15 protein-coding genes and 1 pseudogene are annotated in these 18193 nt (G+C 45.4%); 10 read left to right on the top strand and 6 right to left on the bottom strand.

Annotated features, from left to right (window positions below):
- Window positions 1-207: 207 nt before the first annotated feature.
- The 7 genes and pseudogenes from QUA57_RS12465 to nrdJ (QUA57_RS12435) form a co-directional block, all read left to right on the top strand.
- Window positions 208-711: pseudogene (locus QUA57_RS12465) on the top strand (DUF6745 domain-containing protein); the annotation flags it as partial.
- Window positions 712-892: 181 nt separating this feature from the next.
- On the top strand, window positions 893-1846 hold the full coding sequence (locus tag QUA57_RS12460) for an ABC transporter ATP-binding protein (protein ID WP_333061090.1): 954 nt from the start codon (window positions 893-895) through the stop codon (window positions 1844-1846).
- A gap of 77 nt (window positions 1847-1923) precedes the next feature.
- Complete coding sequence (locus tag QUA57_RS12455; protein WP_333061089.1) at window positions 1924-3591, top strand: hypothetical protein; 1668 nt, start codon at window positions 1924-1926, stop codon at window positions 3589-3591.
- 575 nt (window positions 3592-4166) lie between these two features.
- Entirely contained in the window at window positions 4167-6329 is a 2163-nt protein-coding gene (locus tag QUA57_RS12450) for a DUF4394 domain-containing protein (protein WP_333061088.1), read from the top strand.
- Window positions 6330-6492: 163 nt separating this feature from the next.
- On the top strand, window positions 6493-6780 hold the full coding sequence (locus QUA57_RS12445) for a hypothetical protein (protein ID WP_006630975.1): 288 nt from the start codon (window positions 6493-6495) through the stop codon (window positions 6778-6780).
- A gap of 208 nt (window positions 6781-6988) precedes the next feature.
- Entirely contained in the window at window positions 6989-8233 is a 1245-nt protein-coding gene (nrdJ, locus tag QUA57_RS12440; protein ID WP_333061085.1) for a ribonucleoside-triphosphate reductase, adenosylcobalamin-dependent, read from the top strand.
- Between the two features lie 244 nt (window positions 8234-8477).
- The gene (nrdJ, locus tag QUA57_RS12435; protein WP_333061083.1) at window positions 8478-9545 is read left to right on the top strand and encodes a ribonucleoside-triphosphate reductase, adenosylcobalamin-dependent; all 1068 of its coding nucleotides are present in this window, start codon (window positions 8478-8480) and stop codon (window positions 9543-9545) included.
- 168 nt (window positions 9546-9713) lie between these two features.
- Here the strand turns inward: nrdJ (QUA57_RS12435) and QUA57_RS12430 are convergent, their stop codons facing one another.
- The 3 genes from QUA57_RS12430 to QUA57_RS12420 are packed head-to-tail and all read right to left on the bottom strand — an operon-like array spanning window position 9714 to window position 13090.
- Window positions 9714-12008: a Piwi domain-containing protein gene (locus tag QUA57_RS12430; RefSeq protein WP_333061082.1), complete on the bottom strand. Its 2295-nt coding sequence runs from the start codon at window positions 12006-12008 to the stop codon at window positions 9714-9716.
- Complete coding sequence (locus tag QUA57_RS12425; protein ID WP_333061080.1) at window positions 12005-12832, bottom strand: PD-(D/E)XK nuclease family protein; 828 nt, start codon at window positions 12830-12832, stop codon at window positions 12005-12007. The genes QUA57_RS12430 and QUA57_RS12425 overlap by 4 nt, the downstream gene beginning before the upstream one ends.
- Window positions 12833-12868: 36 nt before the next feature.
- Window positions 12869-13090 carry a hypothetical protein gene (locus QUA57_RS12420; protein ID WP_333061079.1) on the bottom strand — a complete coding sequence of 74 codons (222 nt, stop codon included), beginning with the start codon at window positions 13088-13090 and terminating at the stop codon, window positions 12869-12871.
- A gap of 146 nt (window positions 13091-13236) precedes the next feature.
- Between QUA57_RS12420 and QUA57_RS12415 the strand changes: the two genes are divergently transcribed.
- Entirely contained in the window at window positions 13237-13608 is a 372-nt protein-coding gene (locus QUA57_RS12415; RefSeq protein ID WP_333061077.1) for a helix-turn-helix transcriptional regulator, read from the top strand.
- Window positions 13605-14249 carry an ImmA/IrrE family metallo-endopeptidase gene (locus QUA57_RS12410; RefSeq protein ID WP_333061076.1) on the top strand — a complete coding sequence of 215 codons (645 nt, stop codon included), beginning with the start codon at window positions 13605-13607 and terminating at the stop codon, window positions 14247-14249. Before QUA57_RS12415 ends, QUA57_RS12410 begins: the two co-directional genes overlap by 4 nt.
- 75 nt (window positions 14250-14324) lie before the next feature.
- Here the strand turns inward: QUA57_RS12410 and QUA57_RS12405 are convergent, their stop codons facing one another.
- Together QUA57_RS12405 and QUA57_RS12400 are read right to left on the bottom strand one after the other, a co-directional pair.
- Window positions 14325-14474: a hypothetical protein gene (locus QUA57_RS12405; RefSeq protein ID WP_333061074.1), complete on the bottom strand. Its 150-nt coding sequence runs from the start codon at window positions 14472-14474 to the stop codon at window positions 14325-14327.
- Window positions 14475-14490: 16 nt separating this feature from the next.
- Window positions 14491-15777, bottom strand: coding sequence for a Glu/Leu/Phe/Val dehydrogenase (locus tag QUA57_RS12400; RefSeq protein WP_333061072.1), 1287 nt, complete (start codon window positions 15775-15777; stop codon window positions 14491-14493).
- 408 nt (window positions 15778-16185) lie between these two features.
- Here QUA57_RS12400 and QUA57_RS12395 point away from each other — a divergent pair, with 408 nt between their 5' ends.
- A complete protein-coding gene (locus QUA57_RS12395; RefSeq protein ID WP_333061069.1) occupies window positions 16186-16797 on the top strand; it encodes a DUF4126 domain-containing protein in 612 nt (203 codons plus the stop codon).
- Window positions 16798-17005: 208 nt separating this feature from the next.
- Here the strand turns inward: QUA57_RS12395 and hemH are convergent, their stop codons facing one another.
- Window positions 17006-18169, bottom strand: a complete 1164-nt coding sequence (hemH, locus tag QUA57_RS12390) for a ferrochelatase (RefSeq protein WP_333061068.1) — start codon at window positions 18167-18169, stop codon at window positions 17006-17008.
- Between the last annotated feature and the right edge of the window lie 24 nt (window positions 18170-18193).

Genomic DNA, 18193 nt, shown 5'->3' with positions numbered 1-18193 from the left:
TGCACGCTAACTTACTCTCCATTTTTGGAAACAATACCTAATTTACCAGGGTTTGAGCCTTAACTGAACCGTATTGTGTTATACCTGAGATCCCCTGACACCCCCACGACTTTGTTTAAAGAAATCTATTTGACCCAATTGTATATCTCTTCATTAGGCATCAATCTCTCAGAAAGAGCACAAGAAATACATCACTGTCAAAAGCTGCTGTTCGAGCATTGCGGTTTGATATTTCCCTTTGAAAAGATTTGCGCGGTGTGCGATCGCCCCCGCCACCTGCGCTTTGACAGTCAAAACCGCCTGCACGCGGAAGGAGAACCTGCCATTGAGTTTGCGGACGGATGGAATTTTTACTATTATCATGGCGTCAGATTGCCTGAAAAATACGGTCAAATACACGCGAACCAATGGCAATCCCAATGGCTGTTATCAGAAGATAATGCCGAACTGAAGCGAGTTTTAATTCAAGGAATTGGTTACGCTCGCATAATTCAAGAATTGCAAGCAAAACAAATAGATAGTTGGCAGGAATATGCACTATTACAAATAGATAACGCCGATGTCGAGCCGATTTGTTTGTTAAAAATGACTTGTCCGAGTACGGGATTCATTCACGCTTTGAGAGTGCCGCCTAACCTGGCATCAGCTAGGGAGGCAATTCGCTGGGCAAATTGGGATATCGATCCAGAGGAATTTTCCGTGCAGACTTGATATATAGCCTTTCTCACCTAAATTAAATGCTCGTGGGCTTCGGGCATAGCAGATATAAAAGCGTTTGAATTTTTAATTTCAGAACGGGGCTGACAATTCATTGAAGAACGGGCTAGGCTAGTTGTAGACTTCTATTTCCATGCCAGGAATGCACCGATAAAACTTCATTCACCCTCCAAACATGGCAAAACAACTAGCAATAGAAACTCGCGGGCTCACGAAACAATTCGATCGCCATATAGCCGTCAATGACATCGATTTGCAAGTAGCAGCAGGCGAAGTATGCGGACTGATCGGCCCCAACGGTGCCGGCAAAACTACTTTGCTGCGAATGCTGGCGGCGGCTGAGGAACCGACTATAGGGGAAATTTACATCAACGGCGATAGGTTATTGCGCGATCGATCGCACCCAATTCTCAAACAGCGCATCGGCTTTCTTCCCGACGACTTTCCCCTCTACGACGACTTGACTGTTTGGGATTATTTAGACTATTTTGCCCGACTCTACAACCTCCAACAACCGCGCCGCCGAGAGCGAATCAATTCCGTGTTAGAACTCGTGCAACTAACCAACAAGCGCAACAGCTTAATTTCTACCCTTTCGCGGGGGATGAAACAGCGCCTGAGTTTGGGGAGAACTATTATCCACGAACCGCTGTTGCTGTTGTTAGACGAACCGGTTTCTGGCTTAGATCCGATCGCCCGAATGCAGTTCCGCGAAATTATCAAAGTTTTGCAAGAAGCCGGCATGACCGTAGTCATATCATCTCACGTCCTCAGCGACTTAGCCGAACTTTGTACCTGGGTCGGTATCATGGAACTCGGATATCTGGTCGAAAGCGCACCGTTACAAGAACTTTACAAACGCCTCAGCCGCCAGCAAATTTTCATGTCGGTTTTAGGAAATAAATTAGAAGCGCTAACATCGGCCTTAAAAAACTTTCCTTGGGTGGAAAATTGGGCAATAATCCCGGAAACTCAACAGGTGTGCGTTGATTTTTCAGGAAGCCCGGAAGATGCCGCAAATTTATTACGCGAACTCGTCGCTGCCAACATTCCCCTAACCGAATTCCACTGCACTCAAGAAGACTTAGAAACCATCTTCCTCAAAATGGGACACCAGCAAGCATCCTAATTTGCTAGTTTCCGGTTTACCAGAATAAACAGTGAGTTATAACTGAGTCGTCACCCATTCCTAATCACGAATAACCAATGACACTCCACTTACTAGACAAAATAGGCAACTGGAATCCCCAGTTATTTCGAGAAATCAAAGGCCGCTTGAATACTGGCAATATGGCGATCGCCTCTGCCCTTTCCCTAAGCGCTCAACTCCTGCTCTTCATGTATTACAGCGCTCAGATACCCGTTCCCCCTGCTAATGGGGAGTACACTTACCCCATCTATCACAGATTTTGCATTTTCAAAAATGCCAGTTCCTATGAGAAACAGTGCGTCAGAGATGCCTTGGGCAACTTTGCCATTGACTGGTCGCAGTGGTGGTTAGAGATATTCATTTGGCTGAGCATATTGAGCGCGTTAGCCCTATTAGTAGCAGGGACTTATATGCTTGTCAGCGACTTAGACAAGGAGGAACGCCGCGGTACGCTCAACTTTATTCGCCTCAGTCCCCAGTCTGCCAAAACAATTTTTCTGGGCAAAATTTTTGGCGTACCAATTTTACTTTATTTAGCAACAATTCTGGGCGTACCCCTGCACCTTTACGCTGGATTAGCTGCTCAAATACCCCTGAATGAAATTTTATGTTTCTACATAGCAGTTGCAGCTAGCTGTGCTTTGTTTTACAGCACTGCGATGTTATCTGGATTGACAACCAGTTGGTTGGGAGGATTTCAACCTTGGTTGGCTAGCGCTACGGCTTTTGTTGTGTTTGGGATTTCTTGGCTCCCGCTCACGCGAGCTGCTGGGGATGTGTTACATTTTTTATCTCCCCTTGCTATGCTGAGATATCAGCTTTTTCTAGTTGATAAAACAGATTTCGATTCGTTAGTTGAAAACTTAGACAAGCTGCAATGGTTTTACTTGCCAGTGGGTACAAATATTGCGAGTGGCCTTGCTTTGTGTCTCTTGGTTTGTGGTACAGGAACCTACTGGATGTGGCAGGGATGGCAGCGCCGTTTTCCAAATCCCAGTGCTACAGTGTTGAGCAAGCGGCAAAGTTATTTGCTAGTTATCTGCTGTCAGGTAATATTTTTAGGGTTTGCACTCCAATCAGACCCCCCAAACTCCGGTAATCTCATCTGTTTACTTATCTTGAATTTGGTGATGTTCTTAGCTTTAATTGCAGCTTTAACATCTGACAGACAATCATTGTACGATTGGGCGAGGTATCGGAAACAAATCGTTCCCAGCAATCAGAAGCTGTGGCGACGCTACCCACTCCTCGATTTAATTTGGAGCGATAAAAGTCCGGCTGTAGTTGCGATCGCGATCAATTTCCTCAGCTCAGTAATAATTTTAACACCTTGGGCGCTGTTGGAAAAAAATGAGATCAACGGATTTTGTGGGGTAATTGGCTGTCTGAATTTTATCCTAATTTACGCAGCCATCACCCAACTATTCCTATTTACAAAAACCCGAAATCAGGAAATTTGGGCCGTCGGGACAGTCGGCAGCGCTATCTTGTTGCCGCCTGTGATCTTATCTATGCTCTTGCTTACCCCAGAAAAAGCTCCTTTTTTGTGGTTGTCTTCAACATTTGCCATGTGGTTGTCGCCGTCTTTCGCAGCCGTGTCAGGAAATACGATTTTGCTATCCATACTCAGTCAGTGGACTGTCTTGGTGTTGTTGAATCTCAAATTGCGATCGCAACTGAGACTCGCAGGGCAATCAGCTTCTAAAGCACTGCTGAAAGCTTGAAAAAGCTGGGGAAGGGATTAAACATGAAACTCCGATTCAGGCAGGGATTTAAACCCCTGCCTGAAAGCTTAAGTCGTCTGAAAACGACTGTTTAACTAACTTATTATGCTAATTCCGCATTTATAATCCACTTTATATTGATCGATGGTGGTCGCCCCTACACAGACAAAGCCCACCTTGGCAGGCTTTAAGATTAAAGTTGAAAAATAATTTCTGACTGGACAGATCCAAAATTATAGAGTCAGCGTATATTACTAATGAACGCAGTACAAAATTTCATGGGTTCGCACCCCTAAAAATTTCAGCTTGCCTGTTTGCAGTTGAGCTGCGATCGCCCTTGGCTACACAGCAAACTATAAAATACGGCTAAGCGATCTGTATTTAGGAGTGGGTTTATTTGAATCGGGGGGCTGGTTTATATATCATTTTAGCTGCGTTTAATACTTTTACGGCAACCCACCCCTAAAGCCGAAAATAAGAAAAACTATCCTAAAAGTGCGACTTTGTGATATTTTGACTGAGAATGTCGCCGCCGTTAGGCAACAGAAGTATCAAATTTAGAGGGTAATTAGAACATGGCAGAAATTAGAGACACCGCCCAAGCAAACTTGCTAGCAGGAACTCCAGAAGATGACCTGATTTTTGGTTTGATGGGCAATGACACCATTGCCGGAAACTCTGGTAATGACAGCATTTATGGAGGAAAACAAAGCGATTTAATTGAGGGCAATTTAGGTCAAGATTCGCTTTTTGGAGATTTAGAGAATGACACTATTAACGGCGGAGACGGTAACGATTTTTTAGTGGGCGGAAAAGGCAGCGATTCCATATCGGGCAACTCCGGGAATGATGTTTTGTCGGGCGATCGAGATACTGATGTCCTGATAGGCGGAGACGGGGCAGACTTATTTGTTTTGAGGCGCTACGCGGAGGCAGATCCTGGTCGTACCAGCGGCGGTGCTAATTTCGCAAATGCTGACGCGATCGCCGATTTTGTACCAGGTACAGATTTAATCGGTTTGGCGGGAGGTCTTAGTTTTAGCGACTTGAATATTCAGGAAGCTGGAAACGATACTGTTATTCAAGACCGAGTGACTGGAGAATTTCTCGCTACTCTCAGAGGGGTGAGACAAAGTTCGATTAACCAGGCAAGTTTCACTAATAATATTGGCAGCGTTGTTCCCAGCCCCCCGCCTCCAGCGCGGACAACGGCTTATGCTTTAACTCCTGCTAATCGGATTGTCGGTTTTAGTCTTTCCAATCCGGGAACTGTACTCTCAGATTTTCCCGTGACTGGATTGCAAGCGGGAGAAAGTTTGCTGGGAATTGATTATCGGCCGGCTAACGGTTTGCTTTACGGTGTGGGTTCTAGCAATCGCTTGTATACTGTCAATCCGATGACTGGGGAAGCAAGTCCAGTCGTTAGCGGGCAGTTTGCTGTTCCTCTAACTCCGGGGGCTGCGGGTTTTGATTTCAATCCGACAGTCGATCGAATTCGGTTTGTCAATGAAGCGGATCAAAACGCCCGCCTCAACCCTGATACTGGGGCACTTGTGGATTTTGACACGCTGGCGGGGGGAATTCAACTCGACGGGAGTTTGGCTTACCGGGCGGGCGATCGCAATTTTGGAAGTTCTCCGGCTGCTGCTGGGGCTGCGTATGTGAATAACTTTGCAGGGGGAACTTCGACAACGCTGTTTGTAATTGACAGCGATTTGGATGTTTTGGTGCGCCAAGATCCGCCGAATAATGGAGTGTTGAATACGATCGGATCTTTGGGAGTTGATGCTACTAGCGTTCTCGGCTTTGATGTCAGGAGTATTAGCGGCCGCGAGGTGGCAGTGGCGGCGCTGGAAGTTGGTGGCATTTCCGGCTTGTACAATATCAATTTAAGTAGCGGTCAAGCTTCCTTTGTCGGTCAAATTGCCGACGGGAGACAGATTAACGGTTTGGCTTTGCCTTTGCCTACAGCTTACGCTTTAACTGTTAGAAATGGCGCTGAAACAATTGTCGGTTTTAACGAGGCGGGACCGCGGGCAATTCTCAGCGACGTGGCAGTTACAGGGTTGCAGCCGGGAGAAAGTTTGCTGGGAATTGATTTTCGCCCCGCTAACGGTTTGCTTTACGGTGTGGGTTCTAGCAATCGCTTGTACGCGATCAATCCGGTGACTGGGCAAGCAAGTTCAGTCGGTAGCGGGCAGTTTGCTGTTCCCCTAACTCCGGGGGCTGCGGGTTTTGATTTCAATCCGACAGTCGATCGAATTCGGTTTGTCAATCAAGCCGGTCAAAACGCCCGCCTCAACCCTGATACTGGGGCACTTGTGGATTTTGACACGCTGACGGGGGGAATTCAACTCGACGGGAATTTGGCTTATGCTGCGGGCGATCGCAATTCTGGCAATCCCGGCGCGGCTGTTGGGGCTGCGTATGTGAATAACTTTGCAGGGGCAGCTTCGACGACACTGTTTGCAATTGACACCAATTTAGACATTTTGGTGCGGCAAGATCCGCCGAATAATGGGGTGTTGAATACGATCGGGTCTTTGGGAATTGATGCTGGTACCGTTCTCGGCTTTGATATCAGGAGTGTTGGCGGTAACGAGACGGCTTTGGCTGCGATCGAAGTTGGCGGAGTTTCCAGCCTATACAATATCAATTTGACCACCGGTCAAGCTTCGATTGTCGGTCAAATTGGTGACGGGCGAGGGATTAAAGGTTTAGCACTGACTTTGATTTAACTGCTAGATTCCCAGCGATTTTAGGCATCAATTATGTACTTTTTAGGTAGAAACTTGAAAGAAACTCAACTTTTATACAGTCGGAAATTGTCAGTCTAAAATCGTTTGGGCAATTCCAAATTCCCAATTTGAGGTAACATATTATTTTGCCAACCAAGATAATATGTTATCTCAAGTTTTTTACTTGCTACGTTCCCGCAGTGACGGCAAATATCTGTCCGCGAATCCCAATCCAGATGCGGCAGTGAGTTACCTGCTGATGTTTCGCGAAGACTATGACGCTTTAAGCTATCTCAACGCCCACGCTGCTGATGTTGCCGATCGATTCGGAGTAGAATCGATTTCCGGTTCTCAGGTAAAAAAGCTACTCGAACGTTGGGGATTTAACGGTGTGGGCGTTGTTCAAGACCCGCTGTTACCCAATATTGAGTTTTTATTGACAAAGGATTGACAATTGACAAGATTTGCCATTCACCCGGTTTCAGGAAGAAATCGGGTTTTTTTGTCAAGTTTTGAGCCGATCGCCCGATCGAGCTTGTACACTTGTGTGCCCCATATCTAGTGCAAATTGTCAAATATATTAACCTTTTACCCTAAATCTGAATCCTGTTGTATATTCGTAGTCTGTTGATATATTCCTACACGTCAGTACACAACCTATGGTTCGAGAATTAGAGCGATCGAGTGCCAGCGAGAAACGCAACCTGTCCGATTTCCCCGAAACAGCACCCGCAGCCAATCCAGTATTTTTTAGGACTTACAGTCGCCGTACCGAGACGGGAAGGGAGACTTGGGCCGAAGTGTGCGATCGAACAGTCAAGGGGTTGCAAAAGCTGGGAAACCTCACCCCCGAAGAAACACAACTGCTGCACCGGATGCAAAACCAGCTCAAAACCCTCGCTTCAGGCCGCTGGCTGTGGGTAGGTGGCAGCAAATGGATCGAACAACCAGAGAATTTTTCCGGCGCATATAATTGCTCCTCAACAAATATTCTCGACTGGCGTTCGTTTGGTTTGTTGATGGATTTGGCAATGATGGGCTGCGGCACTGGGGCAGTCTTGGAACCACAATATATCAACCAACTGCCGCCGATTCGCAACCGTTTAACCCTAACCATGCAAGGCGAAATCGGCTCTACACCCGCCCAGTTGCGCCGTCAAGAAACCGAAGTAAAAATTGCAGAAAAAACCGCAACTATTTATGTCGGAGATTCTCGCCAAGGTTGGGTAAAATCCTATCAAACTTTGCTGGAATTATCCACAGATGAAAGATTTGCAGGAGAAGTTCAAGTATTTATCGATTTGAGCGACGTTCGCCCGGTGGGAGAACCTTTAAAAGGTTTTGGCGGAGTAGCAAATCCGGTGAAATTGCCCGACCTTTATCAGCGCTGCGCCGCTATTTTGAATAAAGCTTTAGGGCGACAGTTAAATTCAGTTGAATGCTGCGTATTGATAGATGAAGCTGCGGTGACAATTGTTGCTGGAAACATTAGAAGATCGGCCGGAATGCGTCAGTTTTATGCTGATGACGAACTCGGAGCAAATGCTAAAAATAATTTGTGGCAACAAGATGAAAGCGGCAACTGGAGAATAGATCCAGAACGCGATGCCCTTCGGATGGCCAACCATACGCGAGTTTTCCATACCAAACCTACACTAGAAGAATGTATTGATGCTGTCCGCAAACAGTATTACAGCGGCGAAGGTGCGATTCAATGGGCCGGGGAAGCTGTAGCTCGATCTAACGTTGATTTACTTTCAACACCGAGCCTTAGAAGTGAGTTTTTGAAAGCTTACGACGAAGGAAAAGCTAAAGAGTGGTTGCAGGAACGCCATCCTAATATGACTGCTGGCGAGTTAGAGCATCGGTTAGTCCGTGTGGGCTTAAACCCGTGTGGTAAGTAATTTTGCCTCACGTAAAAAACCTCGCAAAATCGGAGAAGACTGAGATGTTAACTCCGAGGTAAGTAAGGGAATTAAAAGTCCTTTACCACCGTAGAGCGTACCGGGTGAACCTTCTTTTTTGAAGAATATAATCCTGGCAAGAGTGCGGGGCATTTACAACTAAAGTAGATGAAAAAGTACGCCGATCTACAGGGAAAATTGAATCTGTAGAACTAAAGGATAAAAAGCCTTTAGGGTAACAAAAATGGAAATCATTGGCTCTAATTTTCACTGTAATTTGGCAGAAGTTCACCTCAATCAAATTGACCCTTACAACTTCAAAGAACAGGAGGAAGCTTTCAGGGCTGCGGCTCTATCTGTGGCGGTACTTCTCAATCACCAATTTCTTGAACCCCGCTATCAATACAGCCGCGAACTAGACCCGATTGTCGGCGTATCTTTCACGGGATTGTTCGATTTCTTCGTTCATGCTTTTGGCGTTGAGTGGCTGTGCTGGTGGGTGGAAGGCCGCCCGCAAACTCCGCAAGGAATCGCTTTTAAACAGCGGGAAGAAGAGTATTTAAGCGGTTGGCGCGAGATTGTGAATCGGGTAGTATGGGATTATTGCGATCGCCATTCCTTAAAACGCCCAAATCGCTGCACAACCGTTCAACCATCGGGTACTAAATCTCTCCTGACAGGTGCTTCGCCGGGGTGGCATCCGCCGAAAGCCCAGCGTTTCATTCGCCGAATCACTTTCGGCAAAAACGACCCCGTAGCCCTCGCCTGCATCGACTACGGATACAACGTGATTCCGTCTCAATCTGACAAAGATGAAAACGGCAATTTGCTGAACAATCCCTTTGACGAACGCTGTACAGAATGGCTGGTAGAAATACCTGTTGCGGTAAGTTGGGCTGATTTACCCGGTGCTGATGAAATTGACATTAACAAATTCTCAGCGGCGGCACAAATGGACTTTTATATGCAAGTGCAAAAGTTCTACGTGCGGCATAACACCAGCGCGACTATTGAGTTGCGAGAAAATGAAGTTGAAAGTTTTGGCACTAGGATTTACGAAGCGATTCGCGATGATGAAGGCTACATTTCCGCAGCGCTTTTAGCTCGGTTTGATGCTCTTGAAACTTTCCCGCGTTTGCCTTTTGAACCGATAAACAAGGAAACTTACACCAAGATGGTGGAAGAGACTTTGGCGCGCCGCGAAATTGAGGTTTTTCATGCGGCACTAAGTCGCTATGACTTAGGTGAAATGATGGATTCGGGGCCGGCGGGCTGCGATTCTGATAAGTGTTTGATGCCGGAGACTAAATAGATTTAGCGATCGGCTTAAGTATGAGAAATCCCCTGGCTTGGGGGATTTCTTTTGTTTGAGTTGCACAAAAATGCTAAAGCTTTGATTGAGGCTGTTCTGGACAAGAGGCGATCGCTGTTTGGTCGTGAGAGGGGCGATCGCTTTTGAGGGGTGAGAGTGCGATCGCTCTTACAGCCAAAATTGTTTATCCCCATCCAATGCACCCGGAGAAATCCCTTGTAAACGACGATAAGCGATACGATCGGAGCCATATAACGGTACAGGTAAGCGCGGCTCTTTAAGGGCTCCATGATGTAGTAAGATAAGTTTAAGAGTTGCTTCTACTACACTATCAAGTGATACTTGTTGTCCTTCATCAGGAATAACCCTCAAACGCAGGGGATAAGGTAAACCCATTTTCTCAGATTTCACTTCAGTTGTCACTAAAATCACTTCATGGGAAGACAAGTAAAGTGATAACCCTTTTTTTGGTGCTTTCAAAACTGACTGCTCAAAGTTGTAAAGTCGGGGAATTCCTGACTTTATGCACTCCACTAGAATAAAATTGGAACCAATGGCTTTCGATCGTTCCCGTAAATGCTTGATTTCACTACCGCAAAAGTGACCGTCACGGTAAATTAGTACAGTTTTGCGACTGAGTTCAGCAGCAGGGAGAAACCTTTCTAAAGTTCTTTTATCGATTTCTTCACCTTCTATAAGAGCATCTTCTAGCCGATAGCGAATAAACTCTCCTTGTTTACTGTAGAGACGGACACTTGCACAGACATTTAGGCTTCCAGTTCCCTTCTTTTTCGGAGTTCGGGAAATATCGAAGCCGATAAAATAATCCGCAACCTCCAGAGGTTCAGCTAGAATAAAAGGCAAGTTTCCCAATTTTGCCAAAATTCCAGGAATGACTTGATTGAGGATATTTCCGTGATTGCTAGTATCTTTCAGCGTGTCCTCGTAAATGACTTGGCTAGCAATTCCACGGCGAAGTAAGCGCGAAGATATATAAGCATAAAAGCTGCCATCCTCGCTATTGTCAGCGTGGCGATCGCTCTGCGGTAGAAATGTCAAAACCAGATCGGCGGGAATTACCAATAACTCATCTATCGCTTGTTCCACTCGGGCTTTAGCCTCATCTACGGTCAAGCCATCTGTCAAAACTACCTTTACTCTATCTTCATCAATCTTTTTGGTATCTCCATCTATCAAACGGAGGCTTTCAAATTTGTATTGTTTGAGCCGCTGAGAGATTTGTTCAAGAAAGAAAGAATTGACTTTAAAGTTACCAATTTTTAAAACAGAAATGCGAATTTCTGTGGAGGAATCTTCATAGTCACGGTGCTTTCGATAAACACCACCTCTAGAGAGTCCCTTTAAGACTTCACCTCTTTTACCAATAACATTTTGACCGGACTTGTCTTTCCCGAAAAGTAGTTTTGTTTCCTCAAGCTGGAATGGCAGCGATCGAAATATGTTGGGATGCTGACGGCTATTGATACTATCTCTTAACTGAAAACCATACACAGCTAGATGTTCTCCAGCCTTTTGTTTGTAGGCTGTTAAACAATTCTTTCGTTCTAGGTATGGAATTTTAGTATGCTTGAGTAAATCTCCATATTCCACATCAAATTTGTGAGCTGTATCCTTGGTAATACAAGGATACAGAGCTGCCATTGCATAGTGGAATTCTTTTGTATCTTTGCCAAAATGGATGGCGACTACTGGTTGATCTTCAGGTGCTTCTATGAGTTTTTCTTTGCTAGTTGAACCAGTCGCTCTCTCAATCAATTCTTCTCTACGTTCGCCAATATTTCCGGCAAGATTAACAACGGTAGCAGAACTATTAGTTTCAATTACGCGAACTTTCATTCCGCTCAAAAGCTCTTGCGGCTTGTGTCGGTAAGGATGATTTTCATAGAAATCAGAGAGACTACCATTAAAAGTAAAGTAACTGTGAGGCGTTAAAACCATTGCTGGGTAGAGAATTCCTTGCAGTTCAAAAGTTTCTGCCCAAAAGTCAACTTCACGCTTGACTGCAACACGACCATCAGACCAAACAGTTTCAGCAGGTGAGAAAGTTCGCCTGATTTGTAATACCCTTACAGCTAGTTGGGCAAAGGTATAAGCTGTTGGTTCTGGTTGATTTACCCATTGAATTGAGTAAGAGCGATCGCCAATATCCTTTTTCAACTCTTCTATAATTTCATTCAGGGCTGTTCGGCATTCACCTTGGTTCGGCATTGGTTGAGCTGGTTTAGTTAAAACCCAGAAACATTTATCTTCCCAAATGACTATCGCATCAGGAAATTTCTGACTAAAACGCCAGCTAAATCGATTGCCAATCTTGCGATCGACTTCTGGGCTTAATCGAAAGCAGATTAAATTGGGTTGAGGAATACTCAGTTGAAAAATTTCACTCAGATATGTTGTAGATGGGGCAGATTGTCGAGAAATTTGAACGGGAGCAGTAGTCATGCAGCAACCTCTGATTCTGATACACAAGAGAATTGACAAATAGAATTAAACGGACAGTAGCTACAGCTAAAACCAGGATTAGCTGGAAAAATGATACTGAAATCAGCAGGATTATCCTTGTAACGCTTTAACTGTTGCTGATGCTTTTGAGCAATTATTGCTAACTCAATCTGAAAAGCTTTGAGCGTACCAGCAGTTGCGCTAATTGGGTCAGACTGCTTGCCATTCTCCAAATTATAGAATGAGGCAATAGCTGGCTTGCCCGGGTACAGATAACTGGCTGCTAGCAGGTAAATGTATGCTTGCCGTCTGTCAAAATCAGATTTACCTGTTTTAAAATCCAAAATGTGCAGCCTGCCATCAGACTCCACAAACATACAGTCAATCGCTGCATAGAAGTTAAATGGATAATTGCCCTGTTGGATGATAATTGGTTGGGGAAATCCCTCGTCTCCTCGACTCAGTTGAATAATGTTCTTGCCAAAAAGAATGGGATGCTGATGGTAATTTTGCAAGATGAGTTTTATTCGCTCCTCAACGACGGCTGACTCTTGACTTAATTTCAGCATTTCTGCTACTTGCTCTGCACCATCTTTGCGGGATAACAGTTCGGGGGCTTGATGAAATTCATAAACTCCTCTTTGTGCCAGGAGTCCTATTTTCTGAGGTTGGCTGTCAGTCGCTAACAGTGCTGCTATTTGAGGTTCTCGCTTGAGTGCTTTAGCAAAACCGCGCTTCATATCGCAGTGTAAGTGTTCTTGTCCGACTGGTGGAGCAAACTGCAACCAGAGATTGTAACTGGCAAATGCCCAAATTTTTTTCACAGGCTGAGCCCTCTAGAATAGAGGGCAGTTATGAGTTCATTTCGTCAGAATTGCGTGAATTGCCTCTTTGGCTTTGGCTGACTTGGAAATTCCAGTCTGGTTAGCTAGTTCCAAAGTACGCAATCCTTCCAGCATTTGTTCGGCAGCCTTCCTCACATTTGGATTCCGGCTCGTCTTCTGCACTTCCTCCAGCAGCAACGGCAGGGGTCGGCCGATTGAGAAGCACAGTTGATCGGGGTTCGATGGCTGTTTTTTCATACTTTGCCTCCAAAGAGGTATGTGTTAATGTATTATAGTGTCTAAGTTGTTCATGTTGACCAATTTAGACAACATATTTATCCTAAGACCTGTTGAAGATAAAGTCAAGATAAAGTATGATTTTTCCATAAAGTAGGGATAAAGCCGTGAGTCAGACATTTGGTCAGCTTATTCGTCAAGCGCGTAAGGACAAGGAGTACAACCAGCGCGAGTTAGCGAAGCTGATAGGTGTGGATTATACTTACTTGTCCAAATTAGAGAACGATCACGCTGGGTATCCCCCCAGCGAGGATGTCATTGAAGCCTTAGCGCGTCACCTAGATTTGACAGAACGCAAAGATGAACTCAGACGCCTCGCAGGTAGGATTACACCTGATGATGCCAAAGTTTTTGAGGAATTGGTCAAAAAGTACAGAGAAATGCCCGCTTTACTGCGTCGGATGCGGGAAGAACCGGAGTTTGCAAAGAAAATTTTGCAGGAGACAACACAATCTAAAGCTGAGGAGAAGCAAAGTTGAAAGTAATCAAGCCGTATCGGTACGTTCCCAAACCAGAAATTGAGCATCGGGCAAATGAACTTCTAAAGCGGATGCAGGAAAAGCGCAAGCGTCCCCTAAAATGGCCGCTTGATGCTACTTGTGTGGCTGATTTTTTAGATATAGGTGTTGTGTGGGATACCATACCTGCTGATGATGAAGGACCCATAGCAGCTATGATTCTACCTACACAACGTGAAATAGTAATTAATAAAGATGTTCCTGGATTGCACGGAGGATATGGACAATCAACTTTAGCTCATGAAATTGGACACTGGGAACTCCACATTGACCACAACGCAGTTGGTAAGTTTGTCGAACATATAAAGCAAGGTCTTGAGATAAATATGCAGCCATTCCTATGTCGTAGTGTGAGCGGACAGCTTGAAAAGATAGAATGGCAAGCTCAGTATTTTGCTAGTTGTTTGCTAATGCCTCTTTACATATTGGAAGAAAAAAGAAGAGGACGTAATTTAACGAGGGAATCTCATCTTAAGGCAATGGCAGATGAACTAGGAATAACACTAGCTAATCTGAAACATCGTTTAAAAGATATTGGCTGGATCTCTGTTTCCTATGGTTCCCAGCAAATTTATAAAGGTCAGAATGCAGCCAGTGACTAGAACAAGTTGTTTGAGAAACGGGAACTCGCTCCTTTCCCTCCACCCAAACCAAAGCACGATCGCCCCTTTTCTTGTCTATTCAAAAAGTGCGATCGTATAGCAACTAGCTTGCATATCGCTTGCGTGCAAACCTAAAATTCCCCAATTCCGAGCTAAGTTTTGCCAAGTCGGTTCGTAGACTGCACTCTTCTCGAATAAGTGCGGTAAGATTGTGCGATCGGGCAACCTTACCGCACTCTTGTCAACCGTTCACATAATAATCCCGCGTTCCCTTCGCATTCATCGCTTCTCCGAGTCGATTTAACCCGTACACGTAAGCAGCAGTTCTCATGGAAACTGACAATTCCTGAGATTTTTTCCAAATTGCCTCAGTTTCTTCGACCATTTTATGCTTCAACCGCTGGTTGACTTCCTCCAGCGTCCAATAAAGCCCGCTGCGATTTTGCACCCACTCAAAATAACTAACCGTTACGCCTCCCGCATTGACTAAAATATCAGGGATTACTTGAATTCCCCTCGCTTCTAAAACCACATCAGCAGCAGAATCAATCGGCCCGTTAGCTACTTCAAAAATAAACTTAGCCTTAACATCATTAACATTGGCTTCAGTTATTTGATTCTCCAAAGCTGCTGGAACCAGCACGTCTACATCTAAGGCTAAAAGTTGCTCATTTGTCAATATTTCGTGTTCGATAATATTGCAAACCGAATCTTCGCAGTAAACAGCTTTGATACCTTTGTTAGAGTCTTTAAAGCTTCTAATACTGGGGATATCCAGCCCTTGTTTAGCATAAATTCCCCCTTGGGAATCGCTGACGGCAACAACTTTGTAACCTGCTTCCCACAGAAGTTCTGCTATTTCTGCACCCGCATTACCAAAACCCTGTACTGCTACAGTTGTATCTTGAGGATTTAGATCGAATTTGGGTAGAAGAGTTTGTACTACAAAAAAAGCACCCATTGCTGTAGCCGTATCTCTGCCCAAACTGCCACCAATTGTCACTGGTTTACCAGTCACAACCGCTGGAGAAAGCTGGCGCTTAATAATATTGTATTGATCCATCATCCAACCCATAATCATGGGATTGGTGTAGACATCCGGCGCGGGAATATCGACATCCGGGCCGATGAAATCTGCGATCGCATCGACGTAGCCCCGGCTCAACCGTTCCAATTCCAGTTTGGACAATTCCTTGGGATTGAGAGTAATTCCGCCCTTGGCTCCTCCAAAAGGCAAGTTCAAAACTGCACATTTAAAAGTCATCCAAAATGCTAAGGATTGCACTTCATCAAGGGATACTCCCGGATGATAGCGCACTCCTCCTTTAGACGGGCCTCTGGTATTGTCGTAGCGCACCCGATAACCTTGAAAAATTCGCAGGGAACCGTCGTCCATCCGCACGGGAATCGATACAATTAAACTGGATTTGGGGTGTTTCAGCCGTTCGATCGTATCCTCGGAAAGGGACACATATTTTAAGGCTCGTTCTAATCGGCGACTGGCATCGGCAAATAATGAATCAGACATAATAGGAAGGAAGAATGAAAGCACGACATGGATTTTGACACGGATACACGGATTAATTATTTAGTGCCCGTCAGATTGTGAAGGAAGAGGGAAGAAGGAAGAATAGCTGACATCTTAATTTTAAGTATCTCGGCTGGCTTACTGGTTTTCCTATACATTTTAATTTAATCACAATCCCGGTTGAATTCTGTCAACTGTCAATTGTCAACTGTCCACAAACTGCCTTGTGTCGATCGACAATCTCGCCGTGCCAAGCAGCGATTAAGCAGATACACTTACAATAGAAGGTGATATTTAACCTCAAGCCGCAATTTGAGTTCGATCGCTCAAATCACAGCCAGCCATCAGGGGAATTAAATTCTGAAATAGATCGAGGCTTTAGCTGACGTTAGAAACTGAATTATTATTATGGTTGGACTCCTAGCCGCACTCTCAGCGTCTGCGGCAGGGGGTATGAGAATTGCCCTGCCCCTGCTGTTAATTGGTTTGTTGCGGATTGACAAACTTTGGTCGGAAATACCCTTATTGTCGGGGGTTCCCCCCCAAGTGGCTATCACCATCTTGGTGAGTTGGTCGCTGTTAGAGTTATTTGCTTCTAAAACTTTTGTGGGACAGCGGGTACTGCAAATTGTGCAAATTATTTTCAGCCCCTTTGTAGGAGCAATTATGGGAATTGCGATCGCTCAGGTAAGTTCGATCGATGAAATTATTGCTCACCCTTGGATGCTGTGGATAATTGGTATTGTCGGGGGTTTGTTGGCTTTAGTGCTGCAGCTGGTACAAGCAGGATGGTTTTATCGGCTGCGGGGTTTGCCGATTTGGGTGATTTTCCTCCAAGATGTTCTGTCCATTTCCTTGGTTTTGTTTGCCTTTGACGCGCCGCGGCAGGGAGGGTTAGTTGCGATGATGCTGCTGTGGCTGGCAATTCGCAGTTCTAAAGAGTGGTATCGCTGGTACAAAAGTCAGGGAATACCGGGCGAGAGGGGAAATCCCCGCCGCCGCAAGCGCGATCCTGATTAGTTAGTGATTAGTTACTGGTAATTAGTTATGGGTTATTAGTCATATTGTTTGCGGTTGTTTCGGAATGATTTAACCGCAGAGACCGCAGAGGGCGCTAAGGAAGAGAAGAGACAGAGGAATAATTCCGATACCAAGGGATTTTATATCATTAGTCATTTGTAACCACAGTCAACAGTCAACAGTCAACAGTCAACTGTCAACTGTCAATTTAAAGCAATCCGATCGAGTGTAGCGGGCCTTGACCCGTAATTAACTCCAGCAATAGTGCCACAAAACCAATCATCGCCACACGACCGTTCCAGACTTCGGCCCCCGTGGTCAAACCCCACTCCCACTGCTCTTGAGGGTACATTTTCACTATCTTGGAAGGGCGTATAACATCAGAGAATTTAACGCTGGGAGATTCGATCGACTCGATGACTAAATCGGCCAAGGCTTCAATAAACACCGGATGAGTATTCAGGGCGGGCACTCGGTAGAAATTTTTAATCCCCGATTCTTCGGCTAATTCTCGATACTCCATGTCAATTTCTTGCAGAGTCTCGATGTGTTCGGAAACAAAACTAATCGGAACTACCAACAAATCTTGGACTCCATTTTCTGCCAATTCGGTAATGGCGTCTTCGGTGTAAGGCTTGAGCCATTCCACCGGGCCAACCCGACTTTGATAAGCTAGAGTGTGTTCGTTCGATCGGTTCAAATGTTTCATAATCAGACGAGTGCAATCTTCAATCTCGCGCTGATAGGGGTCTCCAGCCTCTTCTACGTAGCTGAGGGGGACGCCGTGGGCGCTGAAAAAGATGTGAACTCGATCGGGATCAGGATTGTGGTCTAGTTGTTGGGCTATCAATTCCGACATTGCCTGAATGTAACCAGGCCGCTGATACCAAGAAGGAATCGCGGTATATTCTATATCCTTGAGGGCAGGATCTTTGCCCCACATTTCTTCTAGCTGCCGGAAGCTAGAACCGCTGGTGCTGATGGAAAATTGAGGATAAAGTGGCAAAATGGTCAAATGTTCGATACGATCGCGCTTAATTTTGGCGATCGCCTCTTCAGTAAAAGGATGCCAGTAGCGCATCCCCACGTATACTCGAGCATCCTGTCCTTTTTCTTGCAATCGTTCTTGCAGCGAAGCGGCTTGTTCTTCGGTAATCCGCCGCAAAGGAGAGCCGCCCCCGATTTGGCGGTAGTTTTCCTGGGATTTTTGAAAGCGCAGGGTCGAAATCAACCAGGCGAGCGGTTTTTGCATCCACGGAAACGGAATGCGAATGATTTCCGGGTCAGCAAACAAGTTGAACAGGAAAGGACGGACATCCTCGATTTGATCTGGCCCGCCCAAGTTTAATAGCAATACTCCCACACGACCCATAGCGGTTACAGCTCTCCCATCGTC

Source organism: Microcoleus sp. Pol7_B2 (genome assembly GCF_036701035.1).
Taxonomy (GTDB): Bacteria; Cyanobacteriota; Cyanobacteriia; order Cyanobacteriales; family Microcoleaceae; genus Microcoleus.
This window is presented reverse-complemented; position numbering and strand designations above follow the sequence as displayed.

Excerpts from the sequence above, each read along its gene's own strand:
- QUA57_RS12395 (WP_333061069.1), top strand. The coding sequence starts at position 16,186 with ATGGTTGGACTCCTAGCCGCACTCTCAGCGTCTGCGGCAGGGGGTATG.
- QUA57_RS12430 (WP_333061082.1), bottom strand. The coding sequence starts at position 12,008 with ATGACTACTGCTCCCGTTCAAATTTCTCGACAATCTGCCCCATCTACA.
- QUA57_RS12455 (WP_333061089.1), top strand. The coding sequence starts at position 1,924 with ATGACACTCCACTTACTAGACAAAATAGGCAACTGGAATCCCCAGTTA.
- nrdJ (WP_333061085.1), top strand. The coding sequence starts at position 6,989 with ATGGTTCGAGAATTAGAGCGATCGAGTGCCAGCGAGAAACGCAACCTG.
- QUA57_RS12400 (WP_333061072.1), bottom strand. The coding sequence starts at position 15,777 with ATGTCTGATTCATTATTTGCCGATGCCAGTCGCCGATTAGAACGAGCC.
- QUA57_RS12450 (WP_333061088.1), top strand. The coding sequence starts at position 4,167 with ATGGCAGAAATTAGAGACACCGCCCAAGCAAACTTGCTAGCAGGAACT.
- nrdJ (WP_333061083.1), top strand. The coding sequence starts at position 8,478 with ATGGAAATCATTGGCTCTAATTTTCACTGTAATTTGGCAGAAGTTCAC.
- QUA57_RS12420 (WP_333061079.1), bottom strand. The coding sequence starts at position 13,090 with ATGAAAAAACAGCCATCGAACCCCGATCAACTGTGCTTCTCAATCGGC.
- QUA57_RS12460 (WP_333061090.1), top strand. The coding sequence starts at position 893 with ATGGCAAAACAACTAGCAATAGAAACTCGCGGGCTCACGAAACAATTC.
- QUA57_RS12445 (WP_006630975.1), top strand. The coding sequence starts at position 6,493 with ATGTTATCTCAAGTTTTTTACTTGCTACGTTCCCGCAGTGACGGCAAA.
- hemH (WP_333061068.1), bottom strand. The coding sequence starts at position 18,169 with ATGGGTCGTGTGGGAGTATTGCTATTAAACTTGGGCGGGCCAGATCAA.